Genomic DNA, 18170 nt, shown 5'->3' on the forward strand with positions numbered 1-18170 from the left:
CGCCTCAGGACTCCTTGACGGCGATGGTCTCCACCGTGTTCGCCACGTGCTCGAACGCGTCCGCGGCCTCTTCCAGGACGTCCACGATCTGCTTGAGCTTGAGCACCTCGATCGCGTCGTACTTGCCGTTGAAGAGGTGGGCCAGCAGCTTGCGGTGGATCTGGTCGGCCTGGTTCTCCAGCCGGTTGACCTCGATCCAGTACTCGGTGAGGTTGTCCATCGTGCGGAGGTTGGGCATGGCCTCGGCGGTGAGCTCCGCCGCCCGGGCCAGAACCTCGATCTGCTGCTCGACGCCCTTCGGCAGTTCCTCGACGTTGTAGAGGACGACCAGGTCGACGGCCTCCTCCATGAAGTCCATGATGTCGTCGAGGGACCCGGCGAGGGAGTAGATGTCCTCGCGGTCGAACGGCGTGATGAACGAGGAGTTCAGCTGGTGGAAGATCGCGTGTGTGGCGTCGTCACCCGCGTGTTCCGCGGCCCGCATACGCTCTGCGATCTCGGCCCGGGCAGGTCCGTCCGCCCCGAGCAGTTCCATCAGGAGTTTCGAGCCGGTGACGATGTTGTCCGCGGAGGCGGCGAACATGTCGTAGAAGCTCGTCTCCCTGGGGGTCAGACGAAAGCGCACGTGGGGTCCTCGGGGTGCTTCGGTTTCGGTCAGGCTGATGCTAGGCGCATCATCCGGCCACGGCTAATGGGCCGCATCCCAGTGTCGCCCATCGGGCAGAGTGATCAGCACGGGGGCGTACCAACGGCTCCTTACCCCGGAAAGTTGGTTACCATATACCCAGTAGGGGTATGTATCCCCGGTTGTGTCCGTAGCTAGTCCGCAGCTCGTCCCGAGATGGAGGCCCGCGATGACGACGACCGAGGCCGGCGCCACGCACGGCTACCACAAGCAGAAGGACGAGCACCTCAAGCGGCTGCGCCGGATCGAGGGGCAGATCCGCGGCCTGCAGCGGATGGTGGACGAGGACACGTACTGCATCGACATACTCACGCAGGTCTCCGCCTCCACCAAGGCCCTGCAGTCCTTCGCGCTGCAGCTGCTGGAGGAGCATCTGCGGCACTGTGTCGCCGACGCGGCCTTGAAGGGCGGCGACGAGATCGACGCGAAGGTCGACGAGGCGACGAAGGCGATCGGCCGGCTCCTGCGCACCTGAGCCCGGCTCCCTGCGCACCTGAGCCCGGCTCTCCCGCGCACCTGAACCCGGGGCGCTGAGACCCGTCGCCGGGTGGCTCAATCCGACTGCCGCTCCTCGGCCACCCGCAGCACCGCGTCGATGCTCTCCAGGCTGAGCCGGTCCTCGGCAGCGGAGGCCGCGATGATCAGCTCTCCGCACAGCTCGATCTCGGCGAGGGCCACGTGGTCCTGCACCGCCGTACCGCCGACCGGAGCCACCCGCCTCACCTCTTCCCTGCCGTCACCGACTTCCTAGAGTAGGCAGCGCTCTACACACCGCGCATGGCACGGACGGGCTACTTACGGGGTGGTGCCGCGGACTAGTTGCCGTCCTCGGCGATACGGCCCGCGTAGATGTCCGCCGAGCGCGGCAGCCCTACGTCGGCGGGGGCGCCGAAGTCGTAGAGGAGGGTGGTCGAGGCGACCGCCACGGGGGTCTTCTGCCGGCCGTTGACGAAGCTGAAGCGCTGCCTGAGCTTGCGGATGCGGCCCTGGTCGTCGAGGTAGGCGTCGAACGGCACTTCGGCCGTGGCGAACCCTTTCGCCGCCGCGGCCAGGGGTGCCCTGTTCTCGGCGGAGGCCCGGTGGGCCGCGCTGCTCAGATCCGCCGTGCCCCGGTAGTGCCGCACCGCGGTCCCGCCGACCTCGGTCCTGCCGACGTAGCTCGCCGTCCGCGTCCCGCGCAGCACCTCGGCCGCCGCGTACGGGTCGGTCGCGCCGCCGGTGACCAGGTTGCCGTCGGACAGTGTGGCGGTGTCCACCCGGACCCATTTGTCGGGGGGCACGCCCGCGCCCCGGTTCTTCATGAACAGGGCGCCGGGGGCGAGGAGTTCGGTGATCGGCTGGTGCTCGGAGGTGCCCGCCGGGTCCTCGGGCAGGACGACGGTGAGCCGGCCGAGCCGGTGCCGGTAGTCGTAGACGCCCTGGCCGCGGATGGTGACCCGGGTGCCGCCCGTGGCCATCTCCATGGAGGTGGTCGCCTTCGAACTGCCCGCGCCGCCCAGGGTGTCGGCGGCCCGTTGCAGCACGGCGACCGGATCGCCCCCGCCCTTGACGTCCTCGGCGGCGGCCCCGCTGCCGGAACAGCCCGTGGCACCCGCCCCGAGACCGAGCATGATGCCCACCGCGACGACCGTCCTGCCCGCGTTCCTGTGCTGCCGCCGAAACATCGCCTGCCTACCCCCAGCCGGTACGTCCGTCACGGGCCCCCTACACGTCCGGTTAACGACGGGTAGGGGGCGTCGTCACGCGCCGCCGGGGGTGGGGGAAGACAGACGAGCCCTTTTCGACCGCGGTGTCGGTAACGTTGTCGGTGTGGCGCAGCAGGAGGGGCCGGAGCGAGTCCGGCAGGGGCAGGAGCACCTCACCTCTACGACGGAACAGGGCCGCTTCTGTGTGGCCCGCTGTACCTGCGGCTGGCGCGGTCCGGCCCGCCGGGCCCGCAGTCAGGCCCGTACGGACGCGGAGGCTCACGCGGCGGATCTGTGAAGCGCGTCGACCAGCTCGCGGTCGCGGGGCTGGGTGAGGCGGCTGCGGGCCGCGGCGGGGGAGAGCCACAGGATCCGGTCCACCTCGGCGCTCGGCACGAAGTGCCCGCGGACCGCCTCGGCCGCCCAGTAACGCACCTGCTTGGGGCGGCCGTTCGCCATATACCGCAGGGTCGGCAGCTCCTCGCCGGGCGCGGCCGTGTACCCGGTCTCCTCCGCGACCTCCCGAAGGGCGCCCGCGAGCGCGTCCTCGCCGCGCTTGAGCTTGCCCTTCGGGTGCGACCAGTCGTCGTACTTCGGCCGGTGGACCAGACAGATCTCCAGGTCACCGGAGACCGGCGAGCGGCGCCACAGCACGCAGCCGGCCGCCCGCACCAACGTCTCGCTCACACCGCCTCCTCGGCAGAACTCAGGGTGTGCTGACGGTCTGCTTCTGCCAGGCCTGCTGGAAGGCGAACCTGGCGGCCTCCACCTCGTGCCGCTGGTCGGCGTGGAGCACGCCGAGCGCGTACGCCGTCGCCGGGGCGATCCGGGGCGTACGGGCGGCCTGGGCCGCCGCCGCTGCCGCCTCCGAGGCGTCCCGGTGCCGGTTCAGGGCCTGGCCGGCCGCCGACAGCCGTGCGTCCACGGCTGCTCCTCCAGGCTCTCGGCTCGGCTCGAGCTGGGAGCTGCCCCCGTCGGCGTGCAGCGCCTCCTGGGCGTACCGGTGCAGGCGCAGCAGCAGCCGGACCTGGTGCCAGGGGCCGTCCTGGGGGTGCGGGGACGGGTCCGGGGACAGTCCGTGCACCAGGGCCTCCGCGTTGTACGGGTGGCCCGCGACGACCAGCGGGAGCGCCGCGATCGCGTCTGTCAGCCGTTCCTCCGCAGCGGCTGCCAGGGGGCGCAGATCGGTGGTGGGCGCGGTGGGCGTGAGGGGGACCTCGCTGGCGAGTACGGCGACCTTGTCCGCGACGGCGTGGAAGCGGGACGAGCCGAGGGCTTGCAGCGCCGTGGAGTGGGCCCGGGTCCGGGCCAGGGTCAGCTGGCGTTCGAGCAGGGCGCCCGCTTTGGCCGCGCCCACCGTGAGGTTGCCGCGTTCCTGAGTCGCCGTCGGGTCGGCCGGGCCGCTGGAGTGGGAAGGTGCCGCTTTCAGCGGGACGGGCGCCGCCCCGGCGGCACGGCTGCCCGCGCCCACGGCGCCGACCGCCTGGGCGGGCAGGACCGTCGCCCCCGACAGCCGGTGCAACGCCAGCAACAGCCGTTCCAGCCGGGCCTCGTACGCGTGCTCCAGGCCCAACGTGCCGGACAGCCACGCCAGTTCGGGGCGCATCTCCTCGGACCAGCCGGGGTCGAGCAGCGGGCGGAAGGTGTGCAGGCTGCCGCTGATGCGGCGGGCCGAGCGGCGCAGCAGGCGTGCCGCGTCGACGGACTCCTCCGCGCCGCCCTCCCGCACGCTCGCGTACTCCCCCGCTCTCGGCTTCGCTCGGGCGGGGGCGCCCCCATGCGCGGGGGCACCGCCGCCGTTGCCGCCGGTCTCGCGGTGCAGGCGCAGGGCGCGGAGGAACTCCGTGGCCTGGGCGCGCAGATACGCCGCGAGGGCGTCCCCCGTCACCACCTCGGCCGTGGGGTCCGTCGGGTCAAGGTGTTGCTGTGCCACGCCGGCGCCTCCGGGCGTCTATGAGCATCTCCTGGACGTTGCGCAGGGGTTGGCCGTCCGCGTCGGTCGCGTGTCGCGTCCACTCGCCGTCCGGACCGAGGTGCCAGGAGGAGGTCGAATCGGACATGCCGGTGTCGAGCAGCCGGTTGAGGGCAGCCCGGTGTGCGGGGTCGACGACCCGCACCAGGGCCTCTATCCGGCGGTCGAGGTTGCGGTGCATCATGTCGGCGCTGCCGATCCACACCTCGGGCTCGCCGCCGTTGCCGAAGGCGAACACCCGGGAGTGCTCCAGGAAGCGGCCGAGGACCGAGCGGACCCGGATGTTCTCGGACAGGCCGGTGACGCCGGGGCGGACGGCGCAGATGCCGCGCACCCAGATGTCCACCGGCACGCCCGCCTGGGACGCGCGGTAGAGGGCGTCGATGACCGCCTCGTCGACCATCGAGTTGACCTTGAACCGGATGAACGCCGGCCGGCCCGCGCGGTGGTGCTGGACCTCCTTGTCTATCCGCGCTATCAGGCCGTCGCGCAGGGACTTGGGGGCCACCAGCAGGCGGCGGTAGGTCTCCCGGCGGGAGTAGCCCGACAGACGGTTGAAGAGGTCGGAGAGGTCCGCGCCGACCTGCTGGTCGGCGGTGAGCAGGCCCAGGTCCTCGTACAGGCGTGCCGTCTTCGGGTGGTAGTTGCCCGTGCCGACGTGGCTGTAGCGGCGCAGGGTCTCGCCCTCCTGGCGGACCACCAGGGACAGCTTGCAGTGCGTCTTCAGGCCGACCAGGCCGTAGACGACATGGCAGCCGGCCTCCTCCAGCTTGCGCGCCCACTTGATGTTGGCGTGCTCGTCGAAGCGGGCCTTGATCTCGACGAGGACGAGAACCTGCTTGCCGGACTCGGCGGCGTCGATGAGCGCGTCGACTATCGGGGAGTCGCCGGAGGTGCGGTACAGGGTCTGCTTGATCGCGAGGACGTCCGGGTCGGCCGCCGCCTGCTCCAGGAAGGCCTGCACCGAGGTGGAGAAGCTGTCGTACGGGTGGTGCAGCAGCACGTCCCGGGTGCGCAGGGCGGCGAAGATGTCCGGCGCGGACGCCGACTCGACCTCGGCGAGGTCACGGTGGGTGCCGGCGATGAACTTCGGGTATTTCAGCTCGGGCCGGTCGAGGCTGTGGATGCGGAAGAGGCCGGTGAGGTCGAGCGGGCCCGGCAGCGGGTACACCTCGGCCTCGGAGATCTTCAGCTCGCGGACCAGCAGGTCCAGCACCTCGCGGTCGATGGACTCCTCGACCTCCAGGCGCACCGGCGGGCCGAAGCGGCGCCGCATGAGCTCCTTCTCCAGGGCCTGGAGCAGGTTCTCGGCGTCGTCCTCCTCGACCTCCAGGTCCTCGTTGCGGGTGAGGCGGAAGGTGTGGTGCTCCAGCACCTCCATGCCCGGGAACAGCTCCTCCAGGTGCGCGGCGATGACGTCCTCGATGGGGACGTACCGGCCGGGGCTGCTCTCCAGGAAGCGGGACAGCAGCGGCGGCACCTTCACGCGGGCGAAGTGCTTGTGGCCGCTGACCGGGTTGCGTACGACGACGGCCAGGTTCAGGGAGAGGCCGGAGATGTACGGGAAGGGGTGCGCGGGGTCGACGGCCAGCGGGGTGAGGACCGGGAAGATCTGGTGCCGGAAGAGCGTGAACAGGCGCGCCTGCTCCTTGTCGGTCAGCTCGCTCCAGCGGACCAGGTGGATGCCCTCCTCCGCGAGCGCGGGGGCGACGTCCTCGTGGTAGCAGGCGGCGTGCCGGGCCATGAGCTCGCGCGAGCGGGCCCAGATCATCTCCAGCACCTCGCGCGGCTGCAGCCCCGAGGCGGAGCGCGTCGCGACCCCGGTGGCGATACGGCGCTTCAGACCGGCCACCCGGACCATGAAGAACTCGTCCAGGTTGCTGGCGAAGATCGCGAGGAAGTTCGCGCGCTCCAGCAGCGGCGTGTTCGGGTCCTCGGCCAGCTCCAGAACGCGTTCGTTGAAGGCCAGCCAGCTGCGCTCACGGTCGAGGAATCGGCCCTGCGGCAGGGGGGTGCCCTCGGCCTTCGACTCTTCGTACGCGTCCAGGTCCGCGTCGAGGTCGGGTTCGAGGTCGGACACCGCGCCCTGCGCGACATGCGTGCGGTGCGCGGCTATGGAGCCCACGTCGGGCTGGATGCGCTGGACCTCTGCCTGGGTGTCTGGCTGACTCATGACCCCATTCTTCCGCGCCACGGGCATGACGGGCGCGTCGGAACGTGCGGGCGGGAGCGTCACGGCCCCGTTCCCCGCGGGCCCCTCGGGGGGCGGCGAAGGCTCTGGCACGACGGGCTTCATTGGCCGAGCGTCGCAAGTCTGGCTGAATCAATGGTTACGGAGACATGACGTGCGGGATAGCGCGGGGCGGCTCCCGGGGGACGTGCCCCGCGCCTGAACGGGCGCGGGGGCCGGAAATCCAGCGGTGATCAGGGGGTGACGAGGGAGCCCTTCGCCTCCCCGGCCGTCCCGGCCGTCCGCAGCGCTCCGGTCTGCCGGCGCAGCGCCAGGCAGGAGGCGAGCGCGAGCAGCGCGGTGACCGCCAGCAGCAGCGCGCTGGTGGTGAGCTGGAGCGGCCAGTAGTGGGAGTAGGGGTGGTAGACGCTGTAGTAGCCGGAGGCCTTCGCGAAGGCCGCGTCGCACGCCGCCTCGCTGGTGCAGTTCGGCATGGGCAGGTGGGCGCCGGACCTGGACACCAGCCCCTGGTCGAGCACGATGGCCGCGCCGATGCCGCCCTGCTTCAGCGTGGTGACCTGGGTGACCGTGGGCCACAGGTGGGGCATCAGTTGCTGGGCCAGGACCGCCACGCCGGTGGTGACCAGCGCGCCGAGGACCAGCGCGGGCAGTGTACGGCGCAGCAGCAGGCCCGCCAGGGTGCCGGCCGCGAGCCCGGCGAGGGCCAGGGCGGCGATGGTGGGGCCGTTGGCGTGGAAGGTGACGAGGTCGTACCAGCGCGGGGCGGTGTCGATGCGGCCCTGGGCCGCCGCCCAGGCGCGGTGGTGCAGCCAGACCAGCAGACAGGTGGCGGCGGTGACGAGGGCCGCGGGGAGGACCAGGCGGACCGTGAGCCAGCGGGCCGGGGATATGCCCTGGGTCCAGGACAGGCGGGCGGTGCCGGTCTCCAGCTCCCGGCCGGTCAGGGCGGCGCCGGCCCAGGCGGCCAGCAGGAAGGGCAGGGCGTCCAGGGCGAAGGTGGCGTAGTTGTAGTAGTCCTTGTAGCGCAGGATCGCGGCCTGGTCGTAGGAGCAGACGCTCGTGTGGCAGGCGTTGAACTGTCGCCAGCCCTCGGCCGCCGCATCGGCCAGCGGGCCGGCCAGGGCCAGCTCCAGGCCGACCAGGACGATCACCAGGGCGGCGAATCCGTACACCGCCGGGCGGTGCAGGCGCAGCAGCCAGCGGACCGTGCGCGGCCGGACGGCGGTCGGGGCGGTGATGGCGAGGGTCACGCGGCACTCTCCTGGGTGACGGCCGGAGTGGTGGTGAGGGCGGGGGCTCCGGGATTGCGCAGGTGGGCGAGGACCAGTTCCTCCAGCGTGGGCGCCGTGGCGCGCCAGTCGGCGGGGAGCGGTCCGGCCGGGCGGATCAGCGCGGTCAGCTGGCGGCCGGTGACCCGGGACTCGACCACGGCGTGCGCGTCGAGCCCGGCGGAGTCGGCGGCGCCGGTGACCCGGACGTGGGCGGCGAGCAGGTCGTCGATCTCGCCGGCCAGCCGGATCCGGCCGCCGCCGACGAGCAGCAGATGGTCGCAGGAGTCCTCCAGTTCGGCGACGACGTGGGAGGACATCACGATGGTGGTGCCGTACTGGGCGGCCTGGGCCATCAGCGTGCCCATCAGTTCGTGCCGGGCGAGGGGATCGAGGTCGGCCATCGGCTCGTCCAGGAGCAGCAGGTCGGGCCGCTTGCCGAGGGCGAGGGCGAGCGCGACCCGGGTGCGCTGACCGCCGGAGAGGGAGCGGATGCGCGCCCTGGGGTCCAGGTCGCCGCCCGCGACGACGTGCTCGGCGGCGGCCGGGTCCCAGTGCCCGGGGTTGAGGTCGGCGCCCATGCGCAGCATCTCGGCGATCGTGAGCTGTGTGTAGAGGGGCTTGTCCTGGGCGACGTAGCCGACCCGTGGGCGGGCCGTGGCCGGGCCGGTGCCGAGCACCCGCACCTGGCCCTCGGTGGGCGGGAGCAGTCCGGCGGCGAGGGTGAGCAGCGTCGACTTGCCGGCGCCGTTGGGTCCGACGAGGGCGCACACCCGCCCGGCGGGCAGCCGGAAGGCACAGTCGCGCAGCGCCCAGCCTCCCCGGCGCCCGAAGCGCTTGCCGAGGCCGGTCGCCTCGATCGCCGTGTCGCTCATGAACGTTCTCCCTGGAAGTGCGTGTCGAGTACGGCGGTGAAGAGTGCGGCCACGTCGTCCCGTGCCAGCCCGGCTTCGCGTGCCCTTGCGGCCCATGCCTCCAGTTCGGTACGGAGGGAGGGGTCGGCCGGGGTGGTGCCGAGCGAGCGCCGCACGAAGGTGCCGAGCCCGCGGCGGGCCTCCACCAGCCCCTCCCGCTCCAGCTCCCGGTACGCCTTCAGGACGGTGTTGGGGTTGATCGCGGTGGCCTCCACGACCTCACGTGCGGTGGGCAGCCGGTCTCCCGGCTCGAGCAGGCCCATGCGCAGGGCCTGCTTGGTCTGCTGGACGATCTGGACGTAGGTGGCGACCCCGCTGTGCCGGTCGATGCGGTATTCGACCACGCGTTGAACCACCCTTTCACTAATTGAGTAGTGAAAGGGTGGTGCAAGGAAGGGGCGGTCGTCAAGCCGACCGCCCCTCGTCCCGGCGTGGGTCAGGTTTCCGTGCGGTACATCAGGTCCGTCTCGTACGTCGTGAAGCCCAGCCGCTCGTACACCGACACCGCCGCCTGGTTGTCGGCGTCGACGTAGAGCATCGCGGTCGGCAGCTGCTGGCCGGCCAGGTGGCGCAGGCCGATCGTGGTGAGGGCCTTGCCGAGGCCGCCGCCCTGTTCGCCGGGGCGGACCCCGAGGACGTACACCTCGCCCAGGCCCTCCTCGGCGTGCACCTTCGTCCAGTGGAAGCCGACCAACTCCCCGCGCCTCTCGGCGAGGAAGAACCCGGCCGGGTCGAACCACGGCTCGGCCTTGCGGTCGTCGAGGTCCCGCTGGGTCAGCGAGCCCTGCTCGGGATGGTGGGCGAAGGCGGCCGAGTTGACCGCGAGCCAGGCGGCGTCGTCCTTGCCGGGCACGAAGGTGCGCACGCTCACGCCCTCCGGCAGCATCGGGTCGGGCAGCTGCAGACCGGTCAACGGCCGCCGCATCTGCCGCAGTTCGCGGAACAGGGTCAGGCCGAGCACCTGGGCGAGATGCCGGGCGGCGGCATGCCCGCCGTGCGCCCACACCCGAAGCCGTTTGCCGGAGGCGGCGAGCAGCGCCGCGCCGAGCGCCCGGCCGTGGCCGTGCCCGCGGTGTGCGGGGTGGACGGCGAGTTCGGCGGCCGGTGCCTCCACCGGGTCGGTGTCCTCCAGCTGGGCGTAGCCGACGAGTTCGCCGTCGACGGTCAGCAGCAGATGCGAGACGCCCTCGCGGGCACCGCCGCGCAGTTGCAGCCGGCCCTGCTCGGACACCGGCTGCTGTCCGTCGACCGCGGCGGCCTCGGCGAGCAGGGCCCGCACGGCATCGGCCTGGTCCGGGGTGAGCGCGGAGTGGGTCTCGATGGAGCGGGAGGGGAAGGCCCGTACGGTGTCGTCGCTGCTCATGCGTAGAGGGTACGGCAGCCGTCCCGTAAAACCCATGTGAATGGCGCCGCGGTTTCCGAAATCACCTGTGAATTACCCACGGCGCTCTTCAATTCAGGCGGCGCTGGAATTGACTTTTTCCTGGCTCCGGAATGCCGTCATGCATTCGGTGTCGGGATTCACCGGAGAAAACCGAAGGGGACGGAATGCCGCCGTGCCCACGGCTGTGGTAAGTCCGCCGGTTCTGGCCGCTGACCCGCGCGGGACCGCAGGTGGCTCGGCGTGATCACCGTCTGCGTGGTCGTGGCCGCGCTCGCCGCGCCGGTCGGTTTTCTCGGGTATTTCCTGGCCACCTGGACCGCCGAGAGATTCGTGCCGCGAGTGCGCGCGGCCGTATTCCGGCATGTGCGGGACCTGCCCCGCACCTCGCGCCGGCCGGCTTCGTACTCGCGCCCCTCTTCCCGCTCGCCGCGCGCCGCTTCTCCGGAGCCGCTCGGCAATGCCGTCCTCACCCAGGCGTACTACAGAGATCTGACGTCCGCCACCCCGACGCCCCCGGCGCATCCCTCCTCCGGAACCACCGAATTCACCGCGCTCCCCGACGGCTACGACACCCTGATCGCCCCCGGTGCCGACGGGCGACGACACGCTGATGCTGCGCCGGTGAGGCCTTAGCGCGGCAGTCGCAGGGCGCGGGTGGCGCAGTACCGGGCGAGCAGGAGCCCGAGCAGGGCGAAAGTGGTCAGCGGTATCACCAGGAGCAGCAGGCAGAGGTTGGCCGGCGTCCCGGCGACGTCCTCCGCCAGCGCGACCACGAGCATGGCGGCGAACACCACCACGGCCGCGACGCTTGCCCACTGCCAGCCCTGTCGCCGCCCGGCCTGCCGCAGGATCCGTTCCTCGGTCTCGGCCCGCAGGCCGTAGGGCATCCCGTACCGCCAGGCGGCCTCGCGCAGGGCCGCGACCTCGGCGTAGGGATCGTCCAGCTGCCACTCGTTGATCTGCGGGAGCAGGAAGCGGCGGCCTTCGGAGTCGTACAGGTGGGCGGGCCACCGGGGATGGACGTTGAGGCGCTGGTTGCCGGTGTTCTCGATCCGGATGTCGTACACGGTGGACCAGGCCCAGGTGCGCGCCCGCAGGGGGCCCTGGCGGGTGATTCCCCGGGCCGTCACCACGGTGTGCGCCCGCCACTCCGACAGGGCGCCCCAGACGCCGACCGCCACGAGAGCGGCGAGGGCGACGGGGGCCCACCAGATCGGCAGGTCGTGTCGGGTGCGGATGGTCTGCAGCACGGCGTTGCCCAGGAAGAGGAACGGCAGCAGCGCGGCCTGCCGGGGCCGTCTTCGCTGCCTGCGGTACACCCGTGCCGACCCGCCCTCGTCCATGGAGATCCCCTCCCCGGCGCACCGGAAGGGCGCGCGACCGAGGAGAGGCTAGACCTCGTGTGCGGGGCGGTGCGGAGGGGGTGGTCCTGATCGCGGCCTTCAGCGAGGTGCCGCGGTACTCGTCCGCCGGTGTCCCGGTCGTGGACGGCTTTCATGCGGGGGCTCCGTCGATGCGGGCTGCGCTCAGCAGGGCGGGCCAGTCCTGCCCGGCCGCCCAGCCCGCGAAGGTGTGCCAGCCGACCTCGGGATACGTGCGGCGCACGGCCTGGGCGTCGACGTCGAGGCCGGTGGTGGTGAAGTAGGCGAACATGGCCGCGAGGTCCGCGGAGTGGGTGCGGACGACGTCGAGGCCGACCTCGTGGTGGCTGATCGGACAGCCGGTGGCGGTGGTGAGCGCGGCCGCGATCTGCTCGGGGGTGCGGGTGTCGGAGGCGATGTCGATACGGCGGCCCAGGAATGTGCTCCGGCGGGTGAGGGCGAGTGCGGCGAACGCGCCGATGTCGGCGGCGGGGATCAGGGCGAAGGGGCGGTCGGCGGGCATGGGCCAGCCGAAGACACCCTCGCGCAGGCCGGAGAGGGTCCAGCCGTCGGCGTGGTTGTCCATGAACGCGGCCGGTGCGATCACCGTCCAGGGCAGGCCGGACGCGTACAGGTACCGTTCGACCTGGTGCTTGCTGTCGTAGTGCGGGACGCCGGTGCCGCGGTCGGCGTGGGCGGCGGAGGTGAGGACGACGTGTCCGAGGCGGGCGGCCGCGGCGGCGTCGACGAGGGTCCTGCCCTGGCGTACCTCGGTGTCGGTGTCGGTGCCGAAGGGGGTGGTGACCGCGAAGAGCGCGTCCGCGCCGGTGAGGGCCGCGTCGAGGGAGGCGGGGTCGTCGAAGTCGGCGTGGCGGATCTCGGCGCCGAGGGTGTGCAGGGCCCTGGCGGCCGGTGAGTCCGGGCGGCGGGTCAGGGCGCGTACGCGGTGGCCGGCGGTCAGGAGGGCGCGGGCGGTGGCTCCGCCCTGGGCGCCGGTGGCGCCGGTGACGGCGACGGTGAGCACGGGTGTCCCCCGGTGGATAGGATGGCCGGCAGATGATTACTGTGTGACGCAATGGTTGCGCCACGCAGGAGACTAGCGAGACTAGCCGAGTTTTGCTGCGCCGTGCAGTGTTTTTTGGGAGGCGAGCCACGTGACGGACGCGACCGACCCGCGCCGGGCCCGGCTGTACGAGGAGTTGTCGACGGAGTCGCGGCGCTACCACGCGGCGTACGTGCTGTTCAACCAGGCCGTCGCCGACCACCTCGGCCTGCACCCCACCGATGTGCAGGCCCTGAGCCTGCTGACGATCGAGCCCGAGCCGCTCACGGTCCGCCAGATCGCCGACCTGACCGGCCTCACCACGGGCTCGGCCACCCGGCTGGTGGACCGGCTCGAATGCGGCGGCTATGTGGCCCGTACGCCGGATGCGCGGGATCGCCGGCGGGTGCTGGTCACCCCGGTGCCGGAGCGCATCGCCCGCGTCACCGCGGTGTGGGACGAGCTCGGCCGTACCTGGCAGACCCTGCTCGACGACCACAGCGAGGACGAGCTGCGGGCGATCACCCGCCACATGCGCCGCGCGAACGAGCTGAGCCGCACCCAGATCCAGCGTCTGCGCGCCCTGCCGAAGCGGGACTGAGCCGGGGTCCAGACCGGCCGCTTCCGGGAACCCCCGCTCAGCCGGCCGGCGTCTCCGGCGTCTCCGGTGTCTCCGGTGTCTCCGGTGGTGGTGTCGGTGCGCCCGGCAGGCGTACGGTCGCCACCGTGCCGCCGCCCTCCGCGCGGGACAGGGTGACCTCGCCGCCCGCCTGCCGGACCGTGCGGGCCACGATGGACAGACCGAGGCCGGAGCCGGGGAGGGCGCGGGCACTGGGGGAGCGCCAGAAGCGGTCGAAGACGTGCGGGAGTTCGTGCTCCGGGACGCCGGGGCCGTGGTCGCGGACGGTCAGGACGCCGTTGCTCAGCTGTACCTCGACCGTGCCGCCCTCGGGGCTGAACTTCACCGCGTTGTCGAGGACGTTGACGACCGCCCGCTCCAGCGCGGAGGGCTCCGCCCGGACGTACCAGGGTTTCAGGTCCGACGTGATCGTCAGCTCCGGACCGCGCAGGCGGGCGCGGCGCAGCGCCGCCTCGACCGTGTCCTCGAACGACACCACCTGGACCCGCTCACCGTGCTGCCCCTCCGAGCGGGACAGCTCCTGCAGGTCGCCGATCAGCGTGGCCAGTTCGGTCATCTGCGCCTTCACCGAGGCGAGCAGCGCCTTGCGGTCCTCCGGCGGGAGTGGACGGCCCGTCTCCTCGCTGCGGGTGAGGAGTTCGATGTTCGTGCGCAACGACGTCAGGGGCGTACGGAGTTCATGGCCGGCGTCGGCGATCAGCTGCTGCTGGAGATCGCGGGAGCTGGCCAGGGAGGCGGTCATGGAGTTGAAGGACCGGGAGAGCCGGGCGATCTCGTCCTCGCTGTCGTCCTCCACGGGGATGCGGATGGTCAGGTCTTCTGTCCGGGCCACGTGCTCCACGGCCTCCGTGAGCTTGTCGACCGGACGCAGGCCGGCCCGGGCGACGGCCAGGCCGGCGGCGCCGGCGCCGACGACTCCTATGCCGGAGACGAGGAGGAGGATGAGGGCGAGGTCGTTGAGGGTGTCCTGGGTGGTCTTGAGAGGTGAGGCCACCAGCAGGGCGGTGTTCGGGTACAGCTGGGGCGGGGTGGCCACGCCCTCGTTGACCACCAAGGGCATGGTCAGCACGCGAACGGCGTCTCCGTTGCTGTCCGTCCCGTTGCGGAGGAGGCCCTTGCGGCTGTCCACCGTTCTCGCCACCTCCTGGTCGCTGGAGACGGTCTTCACGGCGCCCGCGGAGTTCGAGAAGACGCAGGCGGTGCCGTCCGCCTTGACCAGCTCGAAGTAGTAGTTGCCGCGCGCCCGGAACCCGAAGGCCGACTCCGACGGGGCGTGGGGGCAGGTGGACAGCAGCGTGGTGACGTCGTCCGCCATCTGGGGCCCATGGGTCGCCTTCTGCAGGTCGGTGTCGACCTGGTCGTACAGCTTCCCCTGCACGATGAACCAGCACGTCACCGACACCGCCGCCACCGCGAACGCCACCGCCGCCGCGACCAGCATCGCCAGCCGGGCCCTGATCGGGAGGGCGTGGTAACGCCGTACGAGCCTGCTCACTCCGCGCCGCCCTGCCGCAGGACGTACCCCACGCCCCGCACCGTGTGCACGAGGCGTGGCTCGCCGCCGGCCTCGGTCTTGCGGCGCAGGTACATGACGTAGACGTCGAGGGAGTTGGAGGAGGGCTCGAAGTCGAAGCCCCAGACCGCCTTCAGGATCTGCTCGCGGGTGAGGACCTGGCGCGGGTGCGCCATGAACATCTCCAGGAGGGTGAACTCCGTGCGGGTCAGTTCCACCTGCCGGCCGCCGCGGGTCACCTCACGGGTCGCGAGGTCCATGCGCAGATCGCCGAAGGTCAGCGCCTCGTCCTCCTGGGCCTCGGCCGACACCGCGACCGCGTACGAGCTGCGGCGCAGGAGGGCGCGGATACGGGCGAAGAGTTCGTCCAGCTCGAAGGGTTTGACCAGGTAGTCGTCGGCGCCGGCGTCGAGGCCGGTCACCCGGTCGCCGACGGTGTCGCGGGCCGTGAGCATGAGGATCGGGGTGGTGTCGCCCGCCCCGCGGATGCGGCGGGCCGCGGTCAGGCCGTCCATGCGCGGCATCTGGATGTCCAGGACGACCAGGTCGGGCTTGTAGGCGGTCGCCTTCTCGAGCGCGTCCGCGCCGTCGACCGCCACCTCCGTGTCGTACCCGTCGAAGGCGAGGCTGCGCTGGAGCGCTTCGCGTACGGCCGGCTCGTCGTCGACGATCAGGATGCGCTGGGGGTCACGGTCGCCTTCGGCGGGGCTCATGGCTCGCGGTTCCTCGGGGTGCGGTGGTTGGGCTGGCGGGGGTGTCTGTCTCTCGGCTGCGTCTCGGCTGCGTCGCGGCTGCTTCTCAGCCTGCCACGACGGGCGGGCCGGAAGGCAGATCCGCCGACGGTCGGCCCGGCCGCCCGGAGCGCCTTGGGAGGCGCTCCGGGCTCGGCCCCGGAGGGGTCAGCCCCGCCCCGGGAGGTCAGTCCCACCCGGCGGGGTCAGGCCCGACCCGGAGGGGTCAGTCCCACCCGGGGTCAGGCCCGACCCGGAGGGGTCAGCCCCAACCCGGGAGGTCAGGCCCAACTCACAGGGTCAGGCCCAACCCACGGGGTCAGGCCCAACCCCGGCCGTCAGGCCCGTACCGCGGTGAGCCGGTTCAGTGGGACCTTGCGGCGGTGGGTGCGGACGGGGGCGGTGCGCAGGCCCATCAGTTCGGGGACCGGTGTGACGACCACCTCGGGTGCGCGGGGCGCCGGCTCGGGCTTGCGGGGTGCCGGGATGGGCACGTGCAGGTCCTGGGACACCGTGAGGGCCAGGGCCAGGTCGGCGGGACCGTGGTCGGCGATCTGGTGCGAGACCTTGGTGATCATGACGTACTCCCTGCTGACTGGTGCTGTGCGGTGCGGACGGCCGGCTGCCTAGCTGTGGTTGCCCGCCCGCAGCTTGGCCAGGTCGGACTTGACGGTGTTGACGGGGATCGCGAAACCGAGGCCGATGCTGCCCGCGTCCGAGGACGACGAGGACTGCTGACTCGACGAGTACATCGCGGAGTTGATCCCGATGACGTTGCCGCTCGCGTCGATCAGCGCGCCGCCGGAGTTGCCGGGGTTGAGCGAGGCGTCCGTCTGGATCGCCTTGTACGTCGTCGTGGACGACCCCGTGTCGCCGTTGAACTGACGGCCGCCGAACTGGAACGGCCACTGTCCGTCGCCGCCCTGCCCCTGGCCCTGGTTCTCGTCGGTCGAGACGGTCACGTCACGGTTGAGCGCGGAGACGATGCCGCTGGTGACGGTGCCGGTCAGGCCCTCGGGGGAGCCGATCGCGACGACCGTGTCACCGACCTGGACGCCGGAGGAGTTGCCGAGGGAGGCGCGCTTCAGACCCGACGCGCCGCGCAGCTTGATCAGCGCGAGGTCCTTGGAGCTGTCGGTGCCGACGACATCGGCGGTGTAGCTCCTGCCGTCGCTCGTGCGCACCTTGATCGACTGCGCGCCGGCGATGACGTGGTTGTTGGTGACGATCTCGCCGTTCGACGTGATGACCACGCCGGAGCCGGTGGAGGAGCCGTTGCCGAGGCTCGCGTTTATCTCGACCACGCTCGGGCTGACCGCGGCGGCGATCGCGGCGACGTCACCCCTCTTGCCGGTCGGCACCACGTTCGTGGTCGTACCGGCGGAGGAGACCGTGTCCTTGCCGGTCAGCTCCTGGAAGCCGTACGCCGTGGCGCCGCCGACCGCCGCCGCCACGATCGCGACGGCCGCGAGGAGGGCGACCGGACCCCGGTTGCGCCTCTTCTCCCGCTCGGGTGCCACTGCCGTCACCGGCTCGTACGGCGGCGGGGGCGGCCACTCGGGGTTCACGGGAGCGGAGTAGCTGCTGCTGGGCTGCTGGGGGTGGGACCCCTGGCTCTCGGTCATGACTAGAAGCCTCCCCTGTCACCATGAGAGCTTCCTGAGTGCTCGCTGAGAAGCCCGGCAGAACCTCGTTTGCCGGATATAAAGACCCCTTCGGTGAGGCTCAGGCCCTCAGGTCCCACAACCGCAGCTCGTCCGTACCACCAGCCGGGACGGGAACGTCTTCAGCCGCTCGCGCCGCGACCCCGCCACCCGCAGCCCGTCGTCCAGCACCAGGTCGACCGCCGACCGGGCCATCGCCGAGCGGTCGGAGGCGACCGTGGTCAGCGGCGGGTCGGCCAGCGCGGCCTCCTTGATGTCGTCGAAGCCGGCCACCGCCAGCTTGCCGGGCACGTCGATGCGCAGCTCGCGTGCGGCCCGCAGCAGGCCGATCGCCTGGTCGTCGGTGGAGCAGAAGATCGCCGGCGGCCGGTCGGGGCCGGAGAGGATGTCCAGGGCGACCTGGTAGGCGTCGTAGCGGTTGTACGGCGCCTCGAACAGCCGGCCCTCGGTGGACAGGCCCGCCTCGTCCATGGCCCGCTTCCAGCCCTCGACGTGGTCGGAGACCGGGTCGCCGACGGCCGGGGTCTGGGCCGTGCCGCCCATACAGGCGACGTACTCGTAGCCGTGCTCCAGCAGGTGGCGTACGGCGAGCTGGGCGCCGCCGAGGTCGTCCGTGACCACGGCGACGTCGTCGATGGCCTCGGGGCGCTCGTGCAGCAGCACCACCCGGGCGTCCCAGGCGTCGATCTCGGCGGCGGCGAGGTCGTTCAGCGCGTGGGAGACGAGGATCAGGCCCGAGACGCGCATGCCGAGGAAGGCGCGCAGATAGTGGACCTCGCGTTCACCGATGTAGTCGGTGTTGCCGACCAGGACCATCTTTCCGCGCTCGGAGGCGGCCTGCTCGACCGCGTGCGCCATCTCGCCGAAGAAGGGCTGGCGGGCGTCCGGGATGATCAGGCCTATGAGATCCGTGCGCCGGGACGCCATCGCCTGGGCGACCCGGTCGGGGCGGTACCCCAGTTCCTTGATCGCAGCGAGGACACGCTCGCGCGTGGCCGGGGCGACCGGCCGGGGTCCGTTGTTGATGACATAACTGACGACGGCGGTGGAGGTTCCAGCCAGCCGTGCCACGTCATCCCGAGTCACCTTGGCCACGCGCGGAGTCTACGCGGATTGACCC

At 71.9% G+C, this 18170-nt stretch carries 20 protein-coding genes; 3 read left to right on the forward strand and 17 right to left on the reverse strand.

The window, feature by feature from the left end:
- Positions 1 to 4: 4 nt before the first annotated feature.
- On the reverse strand, positions 5 to 625 hold the full coding sequence (locus ACWDEN_RS02045; RefSeq protein WP_351615062.1) for a DUF47 domain-containing protein: 621 nt from the start codon (positions 623 to 625) through the stop codon (positions 5 to 7).
- A gap of 229 nt (positions 626 to 854) precedes the next feature.
- Between ACWDEN_RS02045 and ACWDEN_RS02050 the strand changes: the two genes are divergently transcribed.
- Positions 855 to 1160 carry a metal-sensitive transcriptional regulator gene (locus ACWDEN_RS02050; protein ID WP_020940900.1) on the forward strand — a complete coding sequence of 102 codons (306 nt, stop codon included), beginning with the start codon at positions 855 to 857 and terminating at the stop codon, positions 1158 to 1160.
- 77 nt (positions 1161 to 1237) lie between these two features.
- Here the strand turns inward: ACWDEN_RS02050 and ACWDEN_RS02055 are convergent, their stop codons facing one another.
- From ACWDEN_RS02055 to mshD, 9 genes are all read right to left on the reverse strand, one after another.
- Positions 1238 to 1399: a hypothetical protein gene (locus ACWDEN_RS02055; RefSeq protein WP_351615119.1), complete on the reverse strand. Its 162-nt coding sequence runs from the start codon at positions 1397 to 1399 to the stop codon at positions 1238 to 1240.
- A gap of 101 nt (positions 1400 to 1500) precedes the next feature.
- Entirely contained in the window at positions 1501 to 2349 is an 849-nt protein-coding gene (locus tag ACWDEN_RS02060; protein ID WP_450856718.1) for a hypothetical protein, read from the reverse strand.
- A gap of 300 nt (positions 2350 to 2649) precedes the next feature.
- Positions 2650 to 3057, reverse strand: coding sequence for an NUDIX hydrolase (locus ACWDEN_RS02065; RefSeq protein ID WP_351615067.1), 408 nt, complete (start codon positions 3055 to 3057; stop codon positions 2650 to 2652).
- Between the two features lie 19 nt (positions 3058 to 3076).
- Positions 3077 to 4303, reverse strand: coding sequence for a CHAD domain-containing protein (locus ACWDEN_RS02070; RefSeq protein ID WP_450856720.1), 1227 nt, complete (start codon positions 4301 to 4303; stop codon positions 3077 to 3079).
- Positions 4284 to 6638, reverse strand: a complete 2355-nt coding sequence (locus ACWDEN_RS02075; protein ID WP_450856722.1) for an RNA degradosome polyphosphate kinase — start codon at positions 6636 to 6638, stop codon at positions 4284 to 4286. The genes ACWDEN_RS02070 and ACWDEN_RS02075 overlap by 20 nt, the downstream gene beginning before the upstream one ends.
- A 128-nt stretch (positions 6639 to 6766) precedes the next feature.
- Positions 6767 to 7783, reverse strand: coding sequence for an ABC transporter permease (locus ACWDEN_RS02080; RefSeq protein ID WP_450856724.1), 1017 nt, complete (start codon positions 7781 to 7783; stop codon positions 6767 to 6769).
- Positions 7780 to 8676 carry an ABC transporter ATP-binding protein gene (locus ACWDEN_RS02085; RefSeq protein WP_450856726.1) on the reverse strand — a complete coding sequence of 299 codons (897 nt, stop codon included), beginning with the start codon at positions 8674 to 8676 and terminating at the stop codon, positions 7780 to 7782. The genes ACWDEN_RS02080 and ACWDEN_RS02085 overlap by 4 nt, the downstream gene beginning before the upstream one ends.
- The gene (locus ACWDEN_RS02090; RefSeq protein ID WP_351615081.1) at positions 8673 to 9059 is read right to left on the reverse strand and encodes a GntR family transcriptional regulator; all 387 of its coding nucleotides are present in this window, start codon (positions 9057 to 9059) and stop codon (positions 8673 to 8675) included. Before ACWDEN_RS02090 ends, ACWDEN_RS02085 begins: the two co-directional genes overlap by 4 nt.
- A 92-nt stretch (positions 9060 to 9151) precedes the next feature.
- Entirely contained in the window at positions 9152 to 10078 is a 927-nt protein-coding gene (mshD, locus tag ACWDEN_RS02095) for a mycothiol synthase (RefSeq protein ID WP_351615084.1), read from the reverse strand.
- Between the two features lie 261 nt (positions 10079 to 10339).
- On the opposite strand from mshD, the gene ACWDEN_RS02100 reads away from it, so the two are divergent.
- Entirely contained in the window at positions 10340 to 10732 is a 393-nt protein-coding gene (locus ACWDEN_RS02100; protein ID WP_450856729.1) for a hypothetical protein, read from the forward strand.
- Here the strand turns inward: ACWDEN_RS02100 and ACWDEN_RS02105 are convergent.
- Positions 10729 to 11442, reverse strand: a complete 714-nt coding sequence (locus ACWDEN_RS02105; RefSeq protein ID WP_351615087.1) for a PH domain-containing protein — start codon at positions 11440 to 11442, stop codon at positions 10729 to 10731. The genes ACWDEN_RS02100 and ACWDEN_RS02105 overlap by 4 nt on opposite strands.
- Before the next feature lie 151 nt (positions 11443 to 11593).
- Positions 11594 to 12484, reverse strand: coding sequence for an NmrA/HSCARG family protein (locus tag ACWDEN_RS02110; protein WP_450856731.1), 891 nt, complete (start codon positions 12482 to 12484; stop codon positions 11594 to 11596).
- Positions 12485 to 12614: 130 nt separating this feature from the next.
- On the opposite strand from ACWDEN_RS02110, the gene ACWDEN_RS02115 reads away from it, so the two are divergent.
- On the forward strand, positions 12615 to 13103 hold the full coding sequence (locus ACWDEN_RS02115; RefSeq protein WP_450856733.1) for a MarR family winged helix-turn-helix transcriptional regulator: 489 nt from the start codon (positions 12615 to 12617) through the stop codon (positions 13101 to 13103).
- 37 nt (positions 13104 to 13140) lie between these two features.
- On the opposite strand, the gene ACWDEN_RS02120 is transcribed toward ACWDEN_RS02115, so the two are convergent.
- From ACWDEN_RS02120 to ACWDEN_RS02140, 5 genes are all read right to left on the reverse strand, one after another.
- Positions 13141 to 14637, reverse strand: a complete 1497-nt coding sequence (locus ACWDEN_RS02120) for a sensor histidine kinase (protein ID WP_450856735.1) — start codon at positions 14635 to 14637, stop codon at positions 13141 to 13143.
- Positions 14634 to 15368, reverse strand: coding sequence for a response regulator transcription factor (locus ACWDEN_RS02125; RefSeq protein WP_351615098.1), 735 nt, complete (start codon positions 15366 to 15368; stop codon positions 14634 to 14636). Before ACWDEN_RS02125 ends, ACWDEN_RS02120 begins: the two co-directional genes overlap by 4 nt.
- Positions 15369 to 15724: 356 nt before the next feature.
- On the reverse strand, positions 15725 to 15964 hold the full coding sequence (locus ACWDEN_RS02130) for a hypothetical protein (RefSeq protein WP_351615101.1): 240 nt from the start codon (positions 15962 to 15964) through the stop codon (positions 15725 to 15727).
- A 48-nt stretch (positions 15965 to 16012) separates the two neighbouring features.
- On the reverse strand, positions 16013 to 17011 hold the full coding sequence (locus ACWDEN_RS02135; protein ID WP_351615104.1) for a S1C family serine protease: 999 nt from the start codon (positions 17009 to 17011) through the stop codon (positions 16013 to 16015).
- Between the two features lie 108 nt (positions 17012 to 17119).
- Positions 17120 to 18145, reverse strand: a complete 1026-nt coding sequence (locus ACWDEN_RS02140; protein WP_351615106.1) for a LacI family DNA-binding transcriptional regulator — start codon at positions 18143 to 18145, stop codon at positions 17120 to 17122.
- Positions 18146 to 18170: the final 25 nt, after the last annotated feature.

Source organism: Streptomyces sp. NPDC001153, assembly GCF_053598315.1.